This is a genomic window from Psychrobacter sp. CX18, from assembly GCF_057396215.1.
The window spans coordinates 19133-35252 of sequence record NZ_JBXYJH010000018.1; the positions used below are offsets into that span (position 1 = coordinate 19133).

General features: G+C 38.2%; 11 protein-coding genes. 7 read left to right on the forward strand and 4 right to left on the reverse strand.

What is annotated here, in order from left to right:
* Positions 1–15 precede the first annotated feature (15 nt).
* The 7 genes from AC2SLT_RS12405 to AC2SLT_RS12435 all read left to right on the forward strand — a co-directional run bounded on the left by AC2SLT_RS12405 (position 16) and on the right by AC2SLT_RS12435 (position 9212).
* Positions 16–1626: a type I restriction-modification system subunit M gene (locus AC2SLT_RS12405; protein WP_486547964.1), complete on the forward strand. Its 1611-nt coding sequence runs from the start codon at positions 16–18 to the stop codon at positions 1624–1626.
* Positions 1623–2948 (forward strand): restriction endonuclease subunit S, encoded by a 1326-nt coding sequence (locus AC2SLT_RS12410; RefSeq protein WP_486547965.1) that lies wholly within the window; start codon positions 1623–1625, stop codon positions 2946–2948. The genes AC2SLT_RS12405 and AC2SLT_RS12410 overlap by 4 nt, the downstream gene beginning before the upstream one ends.
* 123 nt (positions 2949–3071) lie before the next feature.
* On the forward strand, positions 3072–3947 hold the full coding sequence (locus AC2SLT_RS12415) for a hypothetical protein (protein WP_486547966.1): 876 nt from the start codon (positions 3072–3074) through the stop codon (positions 3945–3947).
* The gene (locus AC2SLT_RS12420) at positions 3944–4468 is read left to right on the forward strand and encodes a hypothetical protein (protein WP_486547967.1); all 525 of its coding nucleotides are present in this window, start codon (positions 3944–3946) and stop codon (positions 4466–4468) included. Before AC2SLT_RS12415 ends, AC2SLT_RS12420 begins: the two co-directional genes overlap by 4 nt.
* Position 4469: 1 nt before the next feature.
* The gene (locus AC2SLT_RS12425; protein ID WP_486547968.1) at positions 4470–4985 is read left to right on the forward strand and encodes a hypothetical protein; all 516 of its coding nucleotides are present in this window, start codon (positions 4470–4472) and stop codon (positions 4983–4985) included.
* Positions 4985–8236 carry a DEAD/DEAH box helicase gene (locus tag AC2SLT_RS12430; RefSeq protein WP_486547969.1) on the forward strand — a complete coding sequence of 1084 codons (3252 nt, stop codon included), beginning with the start codon at positions 4985–4987 and terminating at the stop codon, positions 8234–8236. The genes AC2SLT_RS12425 and AC2SLT_RS12430 overlap by 1 nt, the downstream gene beginning before the upstream one ends.
* A gap of 52 nt (positions 8237–8288) precedes the next feature.
* The gene (locus tag AC2SLT_RS12435) at positions 8289–9212 is read left to right on the forward strand and encodes a hypothetical protein (protein ID WP_486547970.1); all 924 of its coding nucleotides are present in this window, start codon (positions 8289–8291) and stop codon (positions 9210–9212) included.
* Positions 9213–9398: 186 nt separating this feature from the next.
* Here AC2SLT_RS12435 and AC2SLT_RS12440 read toward each other — a convergent pair whose 3' ends face one another.
* The 4 genes from AC2SLT_RS12440 to AC2SLT_RS12455 form a co-directional block, all read right to left on the reverse strand.
* Positions 9399–10520, reverse strand: a complete 1122-nt coding sequence (locus tag AC2SLT_RS12440; protein WP_486547971.1) for a hypothetical protein — start codon at positions 10518–10520, stop codon at positions 9399–9401.
* A 20-nt stretch (positions 10521–10540) separates the two neighbouring features.
* A complete protein-coding gene (locus tag AC2SLT_RS12445) occupies positions 10541–10981 on the reverse strand; it encodes a CRISPR-associated endonuclease Cas3'' (RefSeq protein ID WP_486547972.1) in 441 nt (146 codons plus the stop codon).
* A gap of 1639 nt (positions 10982–12620) precedes the next feature.
* On the reverse strand, positions 12621–13889 hold the full coding sequence (locus AC2SLT_RS12450; protein ID WP_486547973.1) for an ABC transporter substrate-binding protein: 1269 nt from the start codon (positions 13887–13889) through the stop codon (positions 12621–12623).
* Between the two features lie 236 nt (positions 13890–14125).
* Positions 14126–16117 (reverse strand): AMP-dependent synthetase/ligase, encoded by a 1992-nt coding sequence (locus AC2SLT_RS12455; RefSeq protein WP_486547974.1) that lies wholly within the window; start codon positions 16115–16117, stop codon positions 14126–14128.
* Positions 16118–16120 lie beyond the last annotated feature (3 nt).

Here is a 16120-nt window from a genome sequence, read left to right on the forward strand (position 1 = left end):
TCATTAGGAATTTATATGAGCACCAGTAATATTGTCCAAAAGCTTTGGAACCTTTGTGACGTCCTACGAGATGACGGCATTAACTACAGTGATTATGTGACCGAGCTGGTATTACTACTGTTCATTAAGATGGAGTATGAAAACACGCAGCAAGGGGTGTTGGTTGCACACAAGCTACCAGAAGGCTGCCGCTGGACGGACTTAAATGAGCTGTCTGGTCTAAATTTGCTAAATAAATACAAGCAGGTGCTACTCGACTTATCCAAAAGTGATGACCAGCTTATCGCTACTATCTACAACGATGCCTACACGCGTCTAAGAGAGCCACGTCACTTAGAGCAGCTGGTTAAGAGTCTGGATGCTCTAGATTGGTTTAGTATTCAAAATGATGGCTTAGGCGATCTTTATGAAGGACTATTGGAGAAAAACGCGACCGAAACTAAATCGGGTGCCGGTCAGTACTTTACGCCGCGTGTGCTCATTGACAGTATTGTCCGCTGTATCCAGCCGCAAGCCGGTGAGGTCATCCAAGACCCAGCCGCCGGTACCGCAGGTTTCTTAATCGCGGCAGATACCTACATTAAGTCGCAGACTGATGATTTGTTTGATTTAAGCCCAGAGCAAGCTAAGTTCCAGAAGACCAAGGCCTTCGTTGGGGTAGAGCTGGTGCCTAATACCCGCCGCTTGGCACTGATGAACTGTATGCTGCATGGCATGGAAGGAGACAATGAAGGGGTTATCCATCAAGGAAACTCCCTTGGTGAAGCCGGTGCTCGCCTACCAAAATCTGATGTCATCTTAGCCAACCCGCCGTTTGGCACCTCTAAAGGCGGTGATGCCAGTATCACCCGTGATGACTTAACTTATAAGACCAGCAACAAGCAGTTGGCGTTCTTGCAGCACATCTACCGCAATCTCAAGCCCGGCGGCCGAGCAGCGGTAGTATTACCGGACAACGTATTGTTTGAAGCCGGTATTGGTACCGATATTCGCCGCGACCTAATGGATAAGTGTAATCTGCACACCATCTTACGTCTGCCTACCGGTATCTTCTATGCGGCTGGGGTGAAGACCAACGTGTTGTTCTTTACCAAAGGCACGGCTGCTGATCCGTACCAAGAGCAAGACTGTACCCAGAATGTCTGGGTCTATGACTTACGTACCAATATGCCAAGCTTCGGTAAGCGTACCCCGTTAAGCCCGCAGCACTTAGCGCCATTTGAAGCGCTATATGGTGATGACCCGATGGGCACAAGCCCGCGCACCGAGGGCGATTGGTCGTTTGCGCCTGAGCAAGTCGATGATGCTAAAAAAGAGACGGACAATCAGGAAACAGATACAGTCCCTAATATAGAAACCAGCCGCTGGCGGGTGCTTAGTCGTGAGTGGATAGCGGATGAAAAGGGCGATAGCTTAGATATTAGCTGGATACGAGACAGCGATAATATCTCAGCCGAGGATTTGCCTGAGCCACATGTGCTGGCAGGTGAAGCGATGACAGAGCTAACCGAAGCGCTGCTCCAATTGAATGAGCTGATGCAAGCATTAGGCGAGGGCGACGAGGCCAGTGCTCAGAAAAAGCTGCTACTTGATGTATTGGGATTAGATAATGAGGTGCAGCAATGAGTAAGTTAGCATTGCCGGAAGGATGGATTGAAGCTCATTTTATAGATTGCATTGAAATCTTGGATAGCCAACGTAAGCCAGTTAATAATACTGAAAGACAAAACCGTATTCTTGGAAAAAATGAGAGTGAGTTATATCCCTATTATGGTGCAACGGGTAAGGTTGGTTGGATAGACGACTATCTTTTCGATGAGGAGTTAGTCGCATTAGGGGAAGATGGTGTTCCATTCCTTGATCTCAACAAACATAAAGCTTATATGTTGAAAGGAAAGACATGGGTTAATAACCATGCTCATGTTTTAAAGGCAGTTGATGGAGTTTTGCTGAATAAGTATTTGCTTCATTTTTTCAATAATATTGATTATCTAGGATATGTAAATGGCGGTACTCGTTTAAAACTTACTCAAACTAATATGAAGAAGATTCCAGTTATCCTTCCTAGTTTGAATGAACAAAAAGAAATTGTAAAGCTCCTCGATAACCACTTAACAAACGTTTCACAAATCCAAGCCCGACTCGATGCCATTCCTAAATTGATTGAGAAGTTTCGGCAGTCTGTTTTAAATGATGCAGTTAGAGGGAGGTTGACTGAATTTTCCAATTATGATGAAGTTATTCTTAAGAAACTAACTACTAAGATTGGTTCAGGGGCAACACCCAAAGGGGGTAAAAGTGCATATAAAGAAACAGGTATACCTTTAGTTCGCTCCATGAACATTCACACAAATTTTATTAAATATAAAGATCTAGCATTCATTGATGAAGAACAGGCAAAGAAATTAGATAATGTCGAAATTCATGAAAGCGATGTTTTATTTAACATAACTGGTGCATCTATAGGAAGGGTTAACTTAGCACCTGATGATTTTGTAGGGGGAAGGGTAAATCAGCATGTTTCGATTCTTAGATGTAAAAAGGAGCTGCTAGAACCAAGATATTTGAAACTTTACTTATCTAGCGAGATTATGCAGAAATGGATAATGAGTGAAAATTACGGAGCTACAAGACAAGCACTTACTAAAACACAGATAGAGAACCTTGTAATAAAGAAACCTTCTTTAACTGAACAAACCGAAATAGTTGAAAAAGTAAACCAACTTTTCGCACATGCCGATCAAATCGAAAAAAGCGTCGCAGCAGCCAAAGCCCGAGTCGATAATTTAACCCAGTCTATTTTACATCAAGCTTTTACTGGTCAATTGACTAAAGAATGGCGTGCGCAACACCCCGAGCTTATCAGTGGTGACAACAGTGCCGAGGCGCTATTGGCTAAGATTCAAGCTGAGAAGAAAGCCAGTGGCAAGAAGGGTAAGGCTAAGTAAGGCTGTGATCACATTAGGAAATTTGAGGAATTAATATTGATAATTAGTTTCAAGTTCTCAGTACATGACGTTGAGCTCTCACATAAAAACCTAGATCAACTGGGTGAGTTTACTATTTACTGTATGAAAGCCATTTACGAAGGTTTAACAGTAGAGGATATTGCAGAGATTATTCTTATAAACGCCAATGTTATTAAAAGACAATTAGACTTTATAATATCTAGAAAGTATTTAGATGAAGACTATGGTTTAACAGATAAAGGCAGAGAGTTTATTGAGCTCTTTAATTTAATCTCTGATTTTAATGATAATAGAGTAAGTGTAGCCTTAGATCACTTTATCGAGCTCAATGCGCGTACTGTGTATAGTGCTGATAATGAGTATTTAAGTGATGAGCCTAGGGGTGTTGTGGTCTCTGATAACCTATATAACTACAAGGTTAGGAAAAAATTTAAAGAGATAAATGAACAGAGTTTGGATAAGTTAAAAATATTAAACTTAAGTGGGCTGGAGTTGTCAGAGGCCTTTATTAATAGGCATATACAGGATTTTAACTTTAGCCTTGTGAATGAGTTTCAACAGACTAAATACTTTAATTATGACGTTAGTGAAGAAGACCTGTTAGGAATGTTGGAGAGCAGTAAGGTGAGGGGTGTTGACTATATTGCTGTAAATATTCCTGTATTGACTGTCTCTAAGATAATCACCAGTCAAATATTAAACGAAGATGAGCTTAGTAAGGTTAAGAAGCAGTTTAAAGGGCTCGGTTTTTTTAACTTGATTAATGGCGATACTATTGAGAGTAATGAAAATGAAAAAAATAGTAGGAAGCCCAATATAGAAATACCCTCATTTATAGATAAAGTAGATGTAATACGAAAGGACTTTGATATATCCATACCTATCAACCAGCTATTATTTTTGGATATAAAAACAAATATTAAACAGTCTAGCTTAACTAGATTCCTAAATATTAATGACATATTGAGTTTATCATGAAAAGTATAGATAGATTTAATATAGGGCAGGCTGTACGAGTCCACAGATGCTCTAAGATAATTTACTATGGCGCAAAATATGGGGTCAAAGGTATTTCTAAGGTTAATCCGACTCTGGTTTTCATAGATGCTGTCGTCTCATTAGCAGATTTATTTGTCTCTTATTCGGCTTATAGGCAAGTTAAAGAACAGAATAAGCAGCTGATAATTCAAATAGAGGCTCTAAAACATGAGTTTAAAAACCTAAAAAAGGAGCTGGGTCTATCAGAAGATAAGTATCGATATCAATTAGAAAAAGACAGAGGAGTAATACAACAGAAAATAGAAAGTAATAAGCAAAACCTAGCCGCTTTGAAGTCGGCTTATGAGCATGCTCGTGATTATTTTTTAAGCATGAAAGCCGAGGTTGAACACTACAGGCAAGAGCTACCCTTGGCTAAGGAAACTCGTGAAATTGTCAGCAAATATCATGAAGCCGTAACTATGTATGTCAGTATTTCATTAGAATATGTTGGAGACTAAGATGGAAAACGTTAAAAAAAATAGAGTGCCGAACAATTTACAGTCAAGAGAATCAAGCACACCTACAGCTGATTCATCAAAACCAGCAAGTGGTAGTCTGTCAGGAAGTCAAAAGGTCGAAATAATAAAAGCGGGATTTGATGTTATTAATAGCAGCTCCTCATTATTAACAGAGATTCAAAAAACCAAACAAGTTGCTAAAGATGCTGAAGCAAGAATTAAAGAGTCAGATAATAGGCTATATGAAAAAATAATTGAGTTTCAAACAGAAATCATTGAACTTGAGCATAACTATGATCTTAAATTTAAAGAGCTCGACGACGACTTTAAGATTAAATCAAGAAAGTTAGATCTGGTTGAAAAATTGATTGATAAGATAGACGCTCTTGAGGTACAGATTAGAGTGTATCAAAACGAACAAGGACTTGATTCTCCAACTGTTATGGTTCTATTTGATAAGCTACACGAGCAGAAGTTAGCATTTATGAGGGATTTAGTAATGCTAGGAAGTCAGTAATGGTTCATATTGTTATCGGTCTTGGCGTTATCGCTGTTAGTGCTACTGTTGCAAGTTGGCTTTATAACAGCAAAACAGTAAGAGAGCAAGAAAGGCATGCTAGGCTATCGGCAGAGTTATTAGCGCTACAAGAAAAGTATGATTTAGAGCTATCTAACAGTAGCTCTAACTTATACCAGATAGCTAAAGAAAATTATGAAAAAATAAAAGATAAGTATCTTAAAGAAGTTAAGTTTTTTAGAGAAGAAAAAGCAGGTATTAAGGCCGAGCTAGAAAAGCTAGCCAATGCAATCAAGGATGAACTACAGAATGAATCTATCTCTACATACCAAAGACAGTCGCTGATTGATAATAGAAATAAAGTTGAAGACGCAAAAAACAGATTAGAAGCTTATTGGTTATATTTGGATTGGTACAAGGACGAGCTCGATAATATAGAGAAATTTAAGAAATATGATCAGATTTTCGATCTTGAGTTACCACAGCCTTTATTACCTGCGGATTACTTATACTTAGGTAAGCTTGCCTCTGTAAATAAAACAGAGGATGAAATAGCGCTTCATTCATCGCCTGATAATTATGGGTGGAACCGTTATGGCCAAAAGCTATCGTTGAAAACCGATGGTTATGACAAAGAAAAAAAGGAAGTTATAGCATGCCAAGAGGAGTTGGATCTATATGAAGAATATGAGGATGACGAAGATTTTTATATCTTGATTGATTATAAAAATAAGTCCAATAAATTTTTCCAAGCATCGATAGCTAAAGGGCTGATATATAAGCATATATTGACTGATTTGGAATTAAATGTACGTCCAATATATGATGAGAAGCCAAATCAGGAAAAATTAACACTAGGTTTTCATAATGTAAATTTAAAATTAAATAGACAACAAAAGCTTTATCCTCATAAAAAGTATAAAGAATACGATAGTTTTGAGGTAAAAGTGCAAGAGTACGACTTATTGCTAAATGAAGTTTATGTGACAGAAAAGGTGACTGAAGATTTTAGGAATGAGGAGGCAAATGTACTACCTATAATATTTAAAGCTGACTTTCTTGATATGATTAAGTCATCGGAAAGTGAGTTGTTGGAACAGGATTTTCAAGTTGTCAGCTTAAATGGCAAGGACTTGGTCTTAAAGATTGGTAATTATCAATTACAGGCAGAGGTGGATTATCATCAAATGTCTATCCTGCTAAAAGATATAAGTAAAAGTGAACTCAATGAAATCAACACTTCCTCTTTTAATACCCCTTTTGATATTCAGTTAGTAGAAGAAAATATTTACTATGATCATTATAGAGACTTGATAACGGGTCGAGAAAAATCCTTTACTGACTTTACAACTTTTGTTAATGAGCAGTTGAACTATATTAACTACTCCTCTAAGACACTAAATAATGACTTTGATACCTATAAAAAATGGCAGCGAATTATTAATTATCAAATCGAAGATAACTCCTACGAGCTGCTTGAGTTAGAATATGATGGATTTCATGAAGAAGATTCTACACTCTTTTTTAAGATCCTCAATCTGGATAATTTGAAGTCAAAAATTAAGGATATTGATTCTAGAGATGTCACAGTAGAAGTTGGCGGAGTAAATTTAGGTTTTTTAGATGATTACTCTATAGATCAAAGCGTAGTAAAAACTAAAGTAGACTTTTATGAAACATTAGAAATTTTACCAAAAGGGTCACTATTCTTAAAAATTAAGACATATCAGGCTGTTCTACACAAACAAAAGAAGGCATTAAAAGACTTTTCGTTTTCTAAAATGGTTAATGTAGATTTAAAGCAACTGCTAATATCACCACAATTAATATCTTATAAAAAAATTGCAGAAGACCTCACAGTTAACTTTAATAATAAGCAACTAACTGATAATCAGCAGTCTGTTGTTAGAGGTGCTTTAAATGTTCAGGATATATTTTTTATACAGGGGCCGCCTGGTACAGGAAAGACAACCGTAATTAAAGAGCTTATCTATCAAACTTTATTAAAGAATAAGTTTGCCAATATCTTGTTAGTGTCTCAGCAAAACGTGGCGGTAGATAATGTATTGAGCGGAATATATACAGAAAATATTGAATTATTTAGGGATCAGGGACACACCATAGTCAGAGTTGCGCCAAATGAAGACAAGATTCAATATGAAGAGATCAAAGAGTTTACGGTTGAACGTTGGTTTGAACGGTACAGGGAAGACGTCCGGAATCAACTTATTAATATTGAAATAAACAATGCTAAAGATAGATTTGAGTTTATTAAGGAGTGGTTAGACTTAATTTATAAAGAAGATTTTAGAGAGATAGATAATGAAATTAAAAATTTATTAATAAGTAAGCATCAAATTCTTGGTGCAACTTGTGTTGGTTTGGCTAATAAGTCACTTGGATTAGATCTAGCAGAGTTTGATATTGCAATCGTTGATGAAGCAGGCAGGGCAACATTACCTGAGCTATTGATACCTATTTTAAGGTCGAAGAAAGTCATCTTGATTGGTGATCATAATCAGTTACCGCCCACTATAGATAGAAAGTTACTAGAAAAGATTGAGCAAGATGACGAGGATGTGCTTAGTCTAGAAGACATGTCTGTGCTAGAAATAAGCTACTTTGAAGATCTGTATGCAAGGGCGCCCGATAGTAATAAAGCAATGTTAGCTGAGCAGTTCAGGATGCCGAAACCTATCGGTGATATGATTAGCAATCTCTTTTACGATGATAAGCTAAAAAATGGGCATATAAAGAAGACGGATAACTTCTTAGATCCTCAGAATGTGATTCGTTGGATAGATGTACCAGATAGTACACACAGTCATCTAGGTACTAGTAGCTATAATTTGGGTGAAATCAATCAAATAATAAAATTTGTTGAATTATGTAACACTCATCTCGCATCTCGAGGTTTGACAAAGTCAATAGGGATTATCACCCCGTATTCTGCTCAAAAAAATAAGTTAAGGAAGCGGATTAGCTCCCTTGACCTGCCTCATATATCTAATATGAAAATTGATACAGTCGATAGTTTTCAGGGTGAGCAAGCGGATATCGTTATATATTCAACAGTCAAAACATACGGTAATATCTCATTTTTAATAGATAGAAAAAGGCTGAATGTAGCAATATCACGTACTAAAGAAAACTTGGTTTTTGTAGGGAATAAATCATTTTTCTACAATAAAAAAGTAAAACAGGGTGAAGTTAATCATTTTAGAGAAATTATAGATGCCATTGATGGTTAGATTTGAACTCCGCTGTTAAATCCGCCCACCCAAATTTGAGAGGTTGATAACAATGAGTTTTTTTGGTGCATTATTTACAGGGTTAGGTTCCATTATCAGTGCAGCGGTAGACGTCGTTTCTGATGTTGTCTCATCAGTAACTTCTATATTCTCATCGCGAAAGATTGAACCCAAAACTTTCTATAGAAATCGGGATAAAAAACAAGATCAAATTCATGAGCTAAATGAAGAGATACTATCACTAAGAGAAAAGTATCTAGATAGAGGTTATTTGTCAGAAGCTGAGAATAAGCGTTACAGAATACTGAGCGAAAGACGTCGAGAGCTAAAATATGGTATTACTGAAAGCCGTCAAGTTATCGCAGCAGACACCTTCGTAGAGAACGAATCCCTAATAAATAAGGTGGACGTTGATCTTGAAACGACTCACGTCTTACAGTGGAATGCTTTTGCGGACACATTGGGGAAAACTTGTCCAACGTGTAGCAGGGTAATGAAGCTACAGTGGAGAAGGGACTTGTCTCATGTGAGACCTGAAAACTTTTACTGGGGTTGCACAGGGTGGTATATGGTAGATAGAGATATACGTTTATGTAACCATACTGAGCCACTTACCAAACAAGATTATTCCTTACTTACGGATACCAGCGCTCCAGAATTTAGTCTGACGTCCGACGAGTTTAATACCATCATTCAACATGATGACACCTCCAAATTAATCTCAGAAAGAATGGATGATCTTCAGTCTGATTTATATTCTCGTAAGGAGGGAATAGATATCGTATGCTGTCCGATACATGCTGAGCCCATGGTGCTACATAAGAAAAAGAATGGTAAGGGTTTATTAGATCAGTACTATCTACGCTGTCAACATTGGAAGCCAAATGACAGAGGCTGTACCTATATTGAAAAGTTAAAGTCAGGCTCTCAGCTAGCAGCATTGCTAAAAAATAAAACAGGTAGTGGTATTTTGTAAGATTAAAAGAGCCTCTAACACAGTAAAGGCTCTTTTAACCTTAGTCTAATCAATTATTTACACCGCAAATGCATCACCATTTGGATGAGTTTCAATAAATGCCTTTATTTGCTGATAAATAAAGCGTTTCGCGCTTTTGGCAGCATTGCACTCATCCTGATAATGATCAGCAACATAACGCTGTAGCTAAGGGTCTTGTACAAATTGACGTATAGTTCCCGCCATCCGATCGGCATAAGCTACTGGTTGAGGTAGGCGCGCCATCTGCGATTCTGTGGTTTGGTTATTCCTCACCAACTCAAGAATAATTTTAGCCAACTCATCAACGGATAGACCTAACGGATTACGGACGATATCAACTAAATGCACCTGGCTAATTTTGTAATCACTACCTTGTCGAGCATTGACTCCAAATACGAAGCTGTTAGCCGTTAGCTGGTTATAAATGGCGTTATACTCACCGGCATTTAGTTCATTAGATGCCACTGCTAGTAAGTTCTTACGAATTGATAACACAGTTAATTGAATATACTCAGGCAGTTGCTGCGCTATCTTATCATAATCTTCATATGCCACGCCATCACATAAAAATAGCACTTCAACTTGTGGGTACGCCGTGCCTACTTGTATTTGTCCAGTGTGTTTAGGGTGCTGATTTGCACTGGCTGTAATGGCATCGACAATTTTAGTCGTTTCTCTTTTTTCTTTCGATGGAGTGACATACTCTTCGCTCATAATACAGGTTGAGTTGCCTTGCTTATCAAAGCAAACAGGCAAGCTGGCGATATCTTCCTGACCATGTCGTAATATATCCAGACCAATGGCTATATCAAAAGGATCTATTGATACCGATTCACATAATGAGTTAACAGGTATGGTAGGAAATTTCTCCTGCATCCCCTTTATCAGTGCACTGATCTTGAGCCCATCTTTACTTTTACCTTGATTGATCACGTGTTGTACAGCAATGCCATGCTGCATCAACTCAAACTCAATGAGTTTATTATTGTGTAAGATAGAATAGTTTGGCCAAGAGATTAATACGGCTCGGCAATCAAGATGCTCTTTAAGTAGGCGAGTGACAACCATTTGGGGTTCGGAGCTAGCAAGCTTCGCACTATAGTCAAATACTTCAAAATCGAGATTGGCTTGACGTACTTTGCAGGATTTACCGGTTACAAATGATAGAAATTTATCCTTAGTTTCTGCATCACCTATTTCATCCTTATATTTGACGCCTACTGCTAGAGGGTCTTTGGCGCTAACAGGTTTATCTTCAGGTTGTATGGGTTTACCATGATGTCCCAATACACAATCAAATAAAATAGTTAGCCCATTTTTAAAATTGTTTTTAGTTCTTCTGTCAAAGTTGTGGTTACCAAAACATTTATTAAGTAGTGCATTACGATAAAAACAATAGCCGAGTGCATCGTGTTTTTGCTATAAGGATAATTTTTATTAAACGTTACCAAAAACTCATCTTCTTTGGGCTGATATAACCCTTGAAACGAAGTAGCAAACTTACCCAAATCGTGTAATGCAATAAGAAAGCACAACAAGGAACGTAGCTTGTGTTTCCTAATCATCAAATACGCTGACAAGTCATTCATAATAGCAGCGTCGTCATTGAGCAAATGGTAAGCCACTGCAGCGACATCAAGGCAGTGGTAAACGAGGAGATGATAGGGGGCAGGCAAGTTAACTTTTTGCAAGTCTTTTTGTGGCTGGGCTTTACCCCAATAGTGATAGTAGGAGGGTATGTTTTGCATAGGTATGCTCCAAAGGCAAGATATTAAACTGATCTCTAGCGGTCAAGTATATAGATAACTTATAACTTGAGTTTAGCGAAATATAGTGGAATCAATATACATAATACTTATCATTTATCCTATGACACCATACCTCATGTCATTAACGTGCTGTTTGGCAACCGTCGTTGTTCCTTCAGATAAATATTTAGCACTGCCTAAGACAAAAGGAAAAACAATTCTGCCTTAGGTAGCTATACCTATAGTTATTAATACACATACTTACTAAGCCGCTGAAATGCAATCTAGTAGTTCCAGGCTATTAAGATGAAAATATAGTTAATTTTGAGATTTATTCCTCAAGATAACAGAGAAAGCGAGTTGGTCTACACCACTTGTTAAAACTTTAATGAAAATAACCAAACATTAATTCAGAATTGATATCTTAAGTTTTATTTTTTCAGCGAAAAAGTAGAAATATTTAATGTATATTATCAATGAATTAAAAAATAACATAGAAAAGGTAGGTCTTAAATGTTCAGTTGTTATAAGGCAGTAAGCGACAGACATAATTTCTCAAGTCATATCGTAATTCAAACCGTACAAAATAAGCTGTCACTTGTATATATCAAATAGTAGTACTTTATCTTTAGAAGATAACGCGTTCACTTACACATTTTAATTAAGAAACAAAAAGGTTACTTATTTTTATTATGAAGGTGCAGTTAGAAACATAGTTTTTGAAGTTGACGATATTCAATGAGTAGGTGAGTAAATGCAGGAGTATCTTGGCATCGAGTGCTTATAATTTGATGGAAGCCAAAGTTTCTAAATAGCTGAAAATTGGTATGCCATTTAAGTGGCTAATTACTATGAAGATTTTAAAAGTCTAATCATTCAATAGATTTTAATAAGATTCATATACTGCAATGTTATATACATTTAAAATGTTTGGCTAGCTAATAATTGAAGTGGCCAATTATATAAATAGTGCTTCAAACTCATATAATTCAAGCACAAAAAAGCCTTGATCAGAATGATCGGGGCTTTTATTTGTACTTAATGATGGTAAGCGTAACTAGATTCGAACTAGCGACCTCTACCATGACAAAGTTGTTCAACTAATTTTCTGTTAAATTACGTGATGCTCATATTAGCCTATATCTAATGATAGACAAGGAATACAGAATCGTCTTCTATTTGTCTAATACGCTCGGCAGTTTGATCTATGTTGTCACCTTTACTAGGATTACCCATACCGCTAAATGAATCTTGTTTATATAGGTTAGCTAGTAGAAGCTATTGCTAGGTGAGCTTGTCAATGAGTGATAATACTTTAGGATCGTCACTGATGTTTTTAAGCCTAACAAGCATGTTTTCATTGTCATACAGTGCGCTTTTGCTGATAAGACAATAAATGACTAAGCTGTGAACGCTTTTCAGGTTTGAATTCAAGCTCTTTGGCACGATAGTAGGTTGATAGGGCAATTGGCAAGACTCTACAAATGGCTTAGGTGACATAAATAGATAAATATGATACTTAATGATTTATTATGGGCTATAGGTGCTAGAGACATTAAAAAGTCTCTATCTAAAAGATAAAGACTTTAATAACGGTATCATCATATAAAAGACCATTCGTTAACGGACTTTCCCCAAATTATTGGATAACTTTTGCAATGGTATTCCACTGACCGTTTTGTACTTGAGATAAGTAGGTATCGTTGGTCGCAACATGATTGTCAGGACTCATCTTAAACGTTACACCTGTCACATCATCGGTAAAATTAACAGTTTCAAGACCAGCATTTAAGCTATCGGCATTGAGGTCAGGTCCTGCAGCTTCTAACCCTTCTACCAATGAACGAGCCGCTAAATAGCCTAGCATTGAGCCTGAAGAGGGTGCATCCCCATTGACTGTGGTGTAATTATCTACCCAAGCTTTAGTAGCAGGGTTATCCATACGTGAATTTATATCCTCCCAATAAGATACGGCATATAATCCTTCTGAGGCACCGCCTGGTGCAGCGGCTACTGTCGAATGAAAACTTGAGACTGGAGCGATAAAGTCAACATTGTCCCAGCCCATTGCTTTTGCTTTACCTACTACACCTATGGTTGAGCGAACACCTAAAGCAGTTGCCACAAGACCACATTCTGCATCTTTTAATCGTGCTAACGTGCCAGAGAAGTCTGTCTCATCAGGACGATGCGAGGTCGCTTCTAACATCGTGACATCAGGGTTCTCAGTAGCAATATCGATGACAGCTTGATGGGTCTCTTCACCAAAGTCGGAAGGTATATACATGACGCATAATTTGGTAATATTATCCTGATCAATGAGGTGGTTCATACCTGCTTTCATTGAGTCATAATAGGTAGAGCCTATCGTATAGCGCCGATTAAAGGGGCCTTCAGTTTGCATCGATTTGGCAAAGGTAAGCGGTAGCACATTCGGCACATTAGCTCGATCCATAATAGGTAAGGCGGCTAAATTCTGCGGCGTACCTAAGCTCATTAACATGGCAAATACCTTGTCACGGTTAATCAGTTTATTGGTAGCTTGCACCGCTTTTGGTACTTGATAACCATGGTCTTCAACCACGTAGCGAATTTTTCGACCATGCACGCCGCCTTTGGCGTTAACCTCTTCAAAATATTGATTGGCGCTAGTGACCGCTGGTGCAGAAAACACGGCGAAGATGCCTGATAAATCATGTACTCCACCAATAACGATTTCATCATCAGTTACCCCTTGAACGGGCATATCACTGGTCGTAGCCAATGTCTTGTCTCCGGCTTCGGCCGTTTTATTGGTTTCAGTAGTGGCACTGGTTTCTGTTGAATTACTTTCAGGTTGCGAGCACCCTGAAAGTCCAGCCATAGTGATAGCCAATGTAATTAATGTAACTTTAAAGCGTCCTTTCATGGTAACTCTCCTTGCGATCCTATCGCTTAGTAAATAATGTAAATACTACAAACTGTTAGTACTACAAAAACTATATTAGTCATTTTAGGGGTATAGTTTGACTCTTATACATGTACTATGGTGTCCTCCTTACTAACCATACAAATAAATAATCTTTACTTGGTTTCATTGTCTTACAACTAATCGTCGTACAACTATATGAGACTGATTATAAAACCGATGACTTCATAAACAGACTAATACATGGCGTCAATTAGGGCGTGATGCCTCTTTTCGACAAAACTGCGTTTGAGCTTCATAGTGGCTGTCAGCTCCTCATCTTCAGCCGTCAATAGAACATCTATAAGACGGAAATATTTAATTTGTTCTACTGTGGCAAAGGATTGATTGGTATTTTGAACGATGTCATTTATCAAGTCCACGACTTCAGGGGCATGGCATAGTGACTTAAAATCAGAGAACGCCACTTGATTGTCTTGAGCGAACTTTTCAACATTTTCTTGATCAATCATGATAAGACAAGTCAGATATTTGCGCTTATCGCCAATGACAACTGCATCTGATATATAAGGTGAAAACTTAAGCTTGCTTTCAATGACGGCAGGGGTTATGTTTTTACCGCCAGCGGTAATAATAATGTCTTTAATACGACCGGTAATATAGAGATAACCCTCTTTTAGTTCTCCCATATCGCCAGTATGCAACCAATCGTCTCGTATATCTTCGGCAGTTTTTTCAGGGTTATTCCAGTATCCACCAAAGACAAGCGGGCCTTTGATTAATATCTCACCATCGTCAGCGATAACCACGTCACAGCCAGGAATGACTTGTCCCACACTACCAAGTCGAATGTTATCTTTATTATTCAAAGAGACTACGCCTGTACTCTCGGTCATCCCATAGCCTTCATAAATAGGTACGCCGATGGCATGAAACCATAAGATAATCTCAGGAGATATAGGTGCAGCACCAGTAACTGCACGGCGAATATTGGACATACCAATGAGTTCACGTATATTTTTTAGAACTAATGTGTCCCAGAATTTATATTGCATCGCTAGCGCTAAAGGGGGCGTGTCGCCCGCTATTGTGATGGCAGCATATTTATGACCAATTGCAATGGCTTTATCAAATGCCCAACCGTTAAATCCACTGGCATCACTTCGCATATTAGTAACGGTAGCGTATATTTTTTCCCACAGTCTAGGTACGGCAGTAAAGGTATGCGGTGAAACCTCTTTTAGGTTATCAAATACCGTTTCGGTACTCTCAGCAAAGTTAACGATACAGCCCCTATGAATAGGGATATCTACCGATACAAGACGCTCTAGAATATGACATAGAGGCAAAAAACAAAGCTGCTCATCAGTAGGGTAAACGGACAGGATAGACTTGGTCGCTTCCATCTCAAAGAGACAATTAGTATGTGTGATAACAGCCCCCTTAGGATTGCCTGTCGTGCCTGAGGTATAAATTAACGTGCGAATGTCGCTAGGCACGCTCTGGTCTATCAGCGTATTGAATCGTGCCTCAGCATCGATAGCCTGTTGTCCCAGTTCAATAAGCGAATCTAAAAACAATACCTTGTCATCATCTAATGTGCGGAGTCCTTTTTTATCAAACACGATGACTTTTTTGAGGGTAGGCATCTGTTCACGTACATGTAAGTATTTATGCAATTGCTCGTCATTCTCAACAATCAAAAATTCAGATTTACTATCATTGATTAGATAAACCAATTGTTCAGGGCTGTCAGTTGTATAAATACCATTCGGGATGCCACCGACCGCGCAAATACCAAGATCGCAATATAGCCATTCTTTATTGTCTTCACTGAGTATTGAGACCGCGGCGCCTTTACTAAGGCCTAGTTCAATCAGACCCATGCCGATATCACGAGCGCCGATAAAGTAATCCATCCAACTGCTACTTTGCCAAATACCGAAGGACTTTTCACGATGTGCAGTTTGGGTGTTACGCTCTAAGCAAACTTGTCGCCAAAGCTTAACGACAGTATCACAACCGTTTACAACCGTATCTGAACTACCGTCTACAAAAGAATCGGGTGTTATTGAAGCTTTAGCTACCTTTTTATTGATTGGTACATCTCGGTCGTCTTTTGGCGAAGTTGACTGCGATAATGGCTGCTCATTTAAAGCGTTGGACTGTGATGTCATTGCTTTAGACGTTTTCAATGTTTTAGGTAGGGGAGTGGTTAGTGTATGCATAAT

What these genes read in the sequence shown, in the direction of transcription:
- AC2SLT_RS12405 (WP_486547964.1), top strand. Translation starts at nt 16, where the DNA reads ATGAGCACCAGTAATATTGTCCAAAAGCTTTGGAACCTTTGTGACGTC.
- AC2SLT_RS12410 (WP_486547965.1), top strand. Translation starts at nt 1,623, where the DNA reads ATGAGTAAGTTAGCATTGCCGGAAGGATGGATTGAAGCTCATTTTATA.
- AC2SLT_RS12415 (WP_486547966.1), top strand. Translation starts at nt 3,072, where the DNA reads ATGAAAGCCATTTACGAAGGTTTAACAGTAGAGGATATTGCAGAGATT.
- AC2SLT_RS12420 (WP_486547967.1), top strand. Translation starts at nt 3,944, where the DNA reads ATGAAAAGTATAGATAGATTTAATATAGGGCAGGCTGTACGAGTCCAC.
- AC2SLT_RS12425 (WP_486547968.1), top strand. Translation starts at nt 4,470, where the DNA reads ATGGAAAACGTTAAAAAAAATAGAGTGCCGAACAATTTACAGTCAAGA.
- AC2SLT_RS12430 (WP_486547969.1), top strand. Translation starts at nt 4,985, where the DNA reads ATGGTTCATATTGTTATCGGTCTTGGCGTTATCGCTGTTAGTGCTACT.
- AC2SLT_RS12435 (WP_486547970.1), top strand. Translation starts at nt 8,289, where the DNA reads ATGAGTTTTTTTGGTGCATTATTTACAGGGTTAGGTTCCATTATCAGT.
- AC2SLT_RS12445 (WP_486547972.1), bottom strand. Translation starts at nt 10,981, where the DNA reads ATGCAAAACATACCCTCCTACTATCACTATTGGGGTAAAGCCCAGCCA.
- AC2SLT_RS12450 (WP_486547973.1), bottom strand. Translation starts at nt 13,889, where the DNA reads ATGAAAGGACGCTTTAAAGTTACATTAATTACATTGGCTATCACTATG.
- AC2SLT_RS12455 (WP_486547974.1), bottom strand. Translation starts at nt 16,117, where the DNA reads ATGCATACACTAACCACTCCCCTACCTAAAACATTGAAAACGTCTAAA.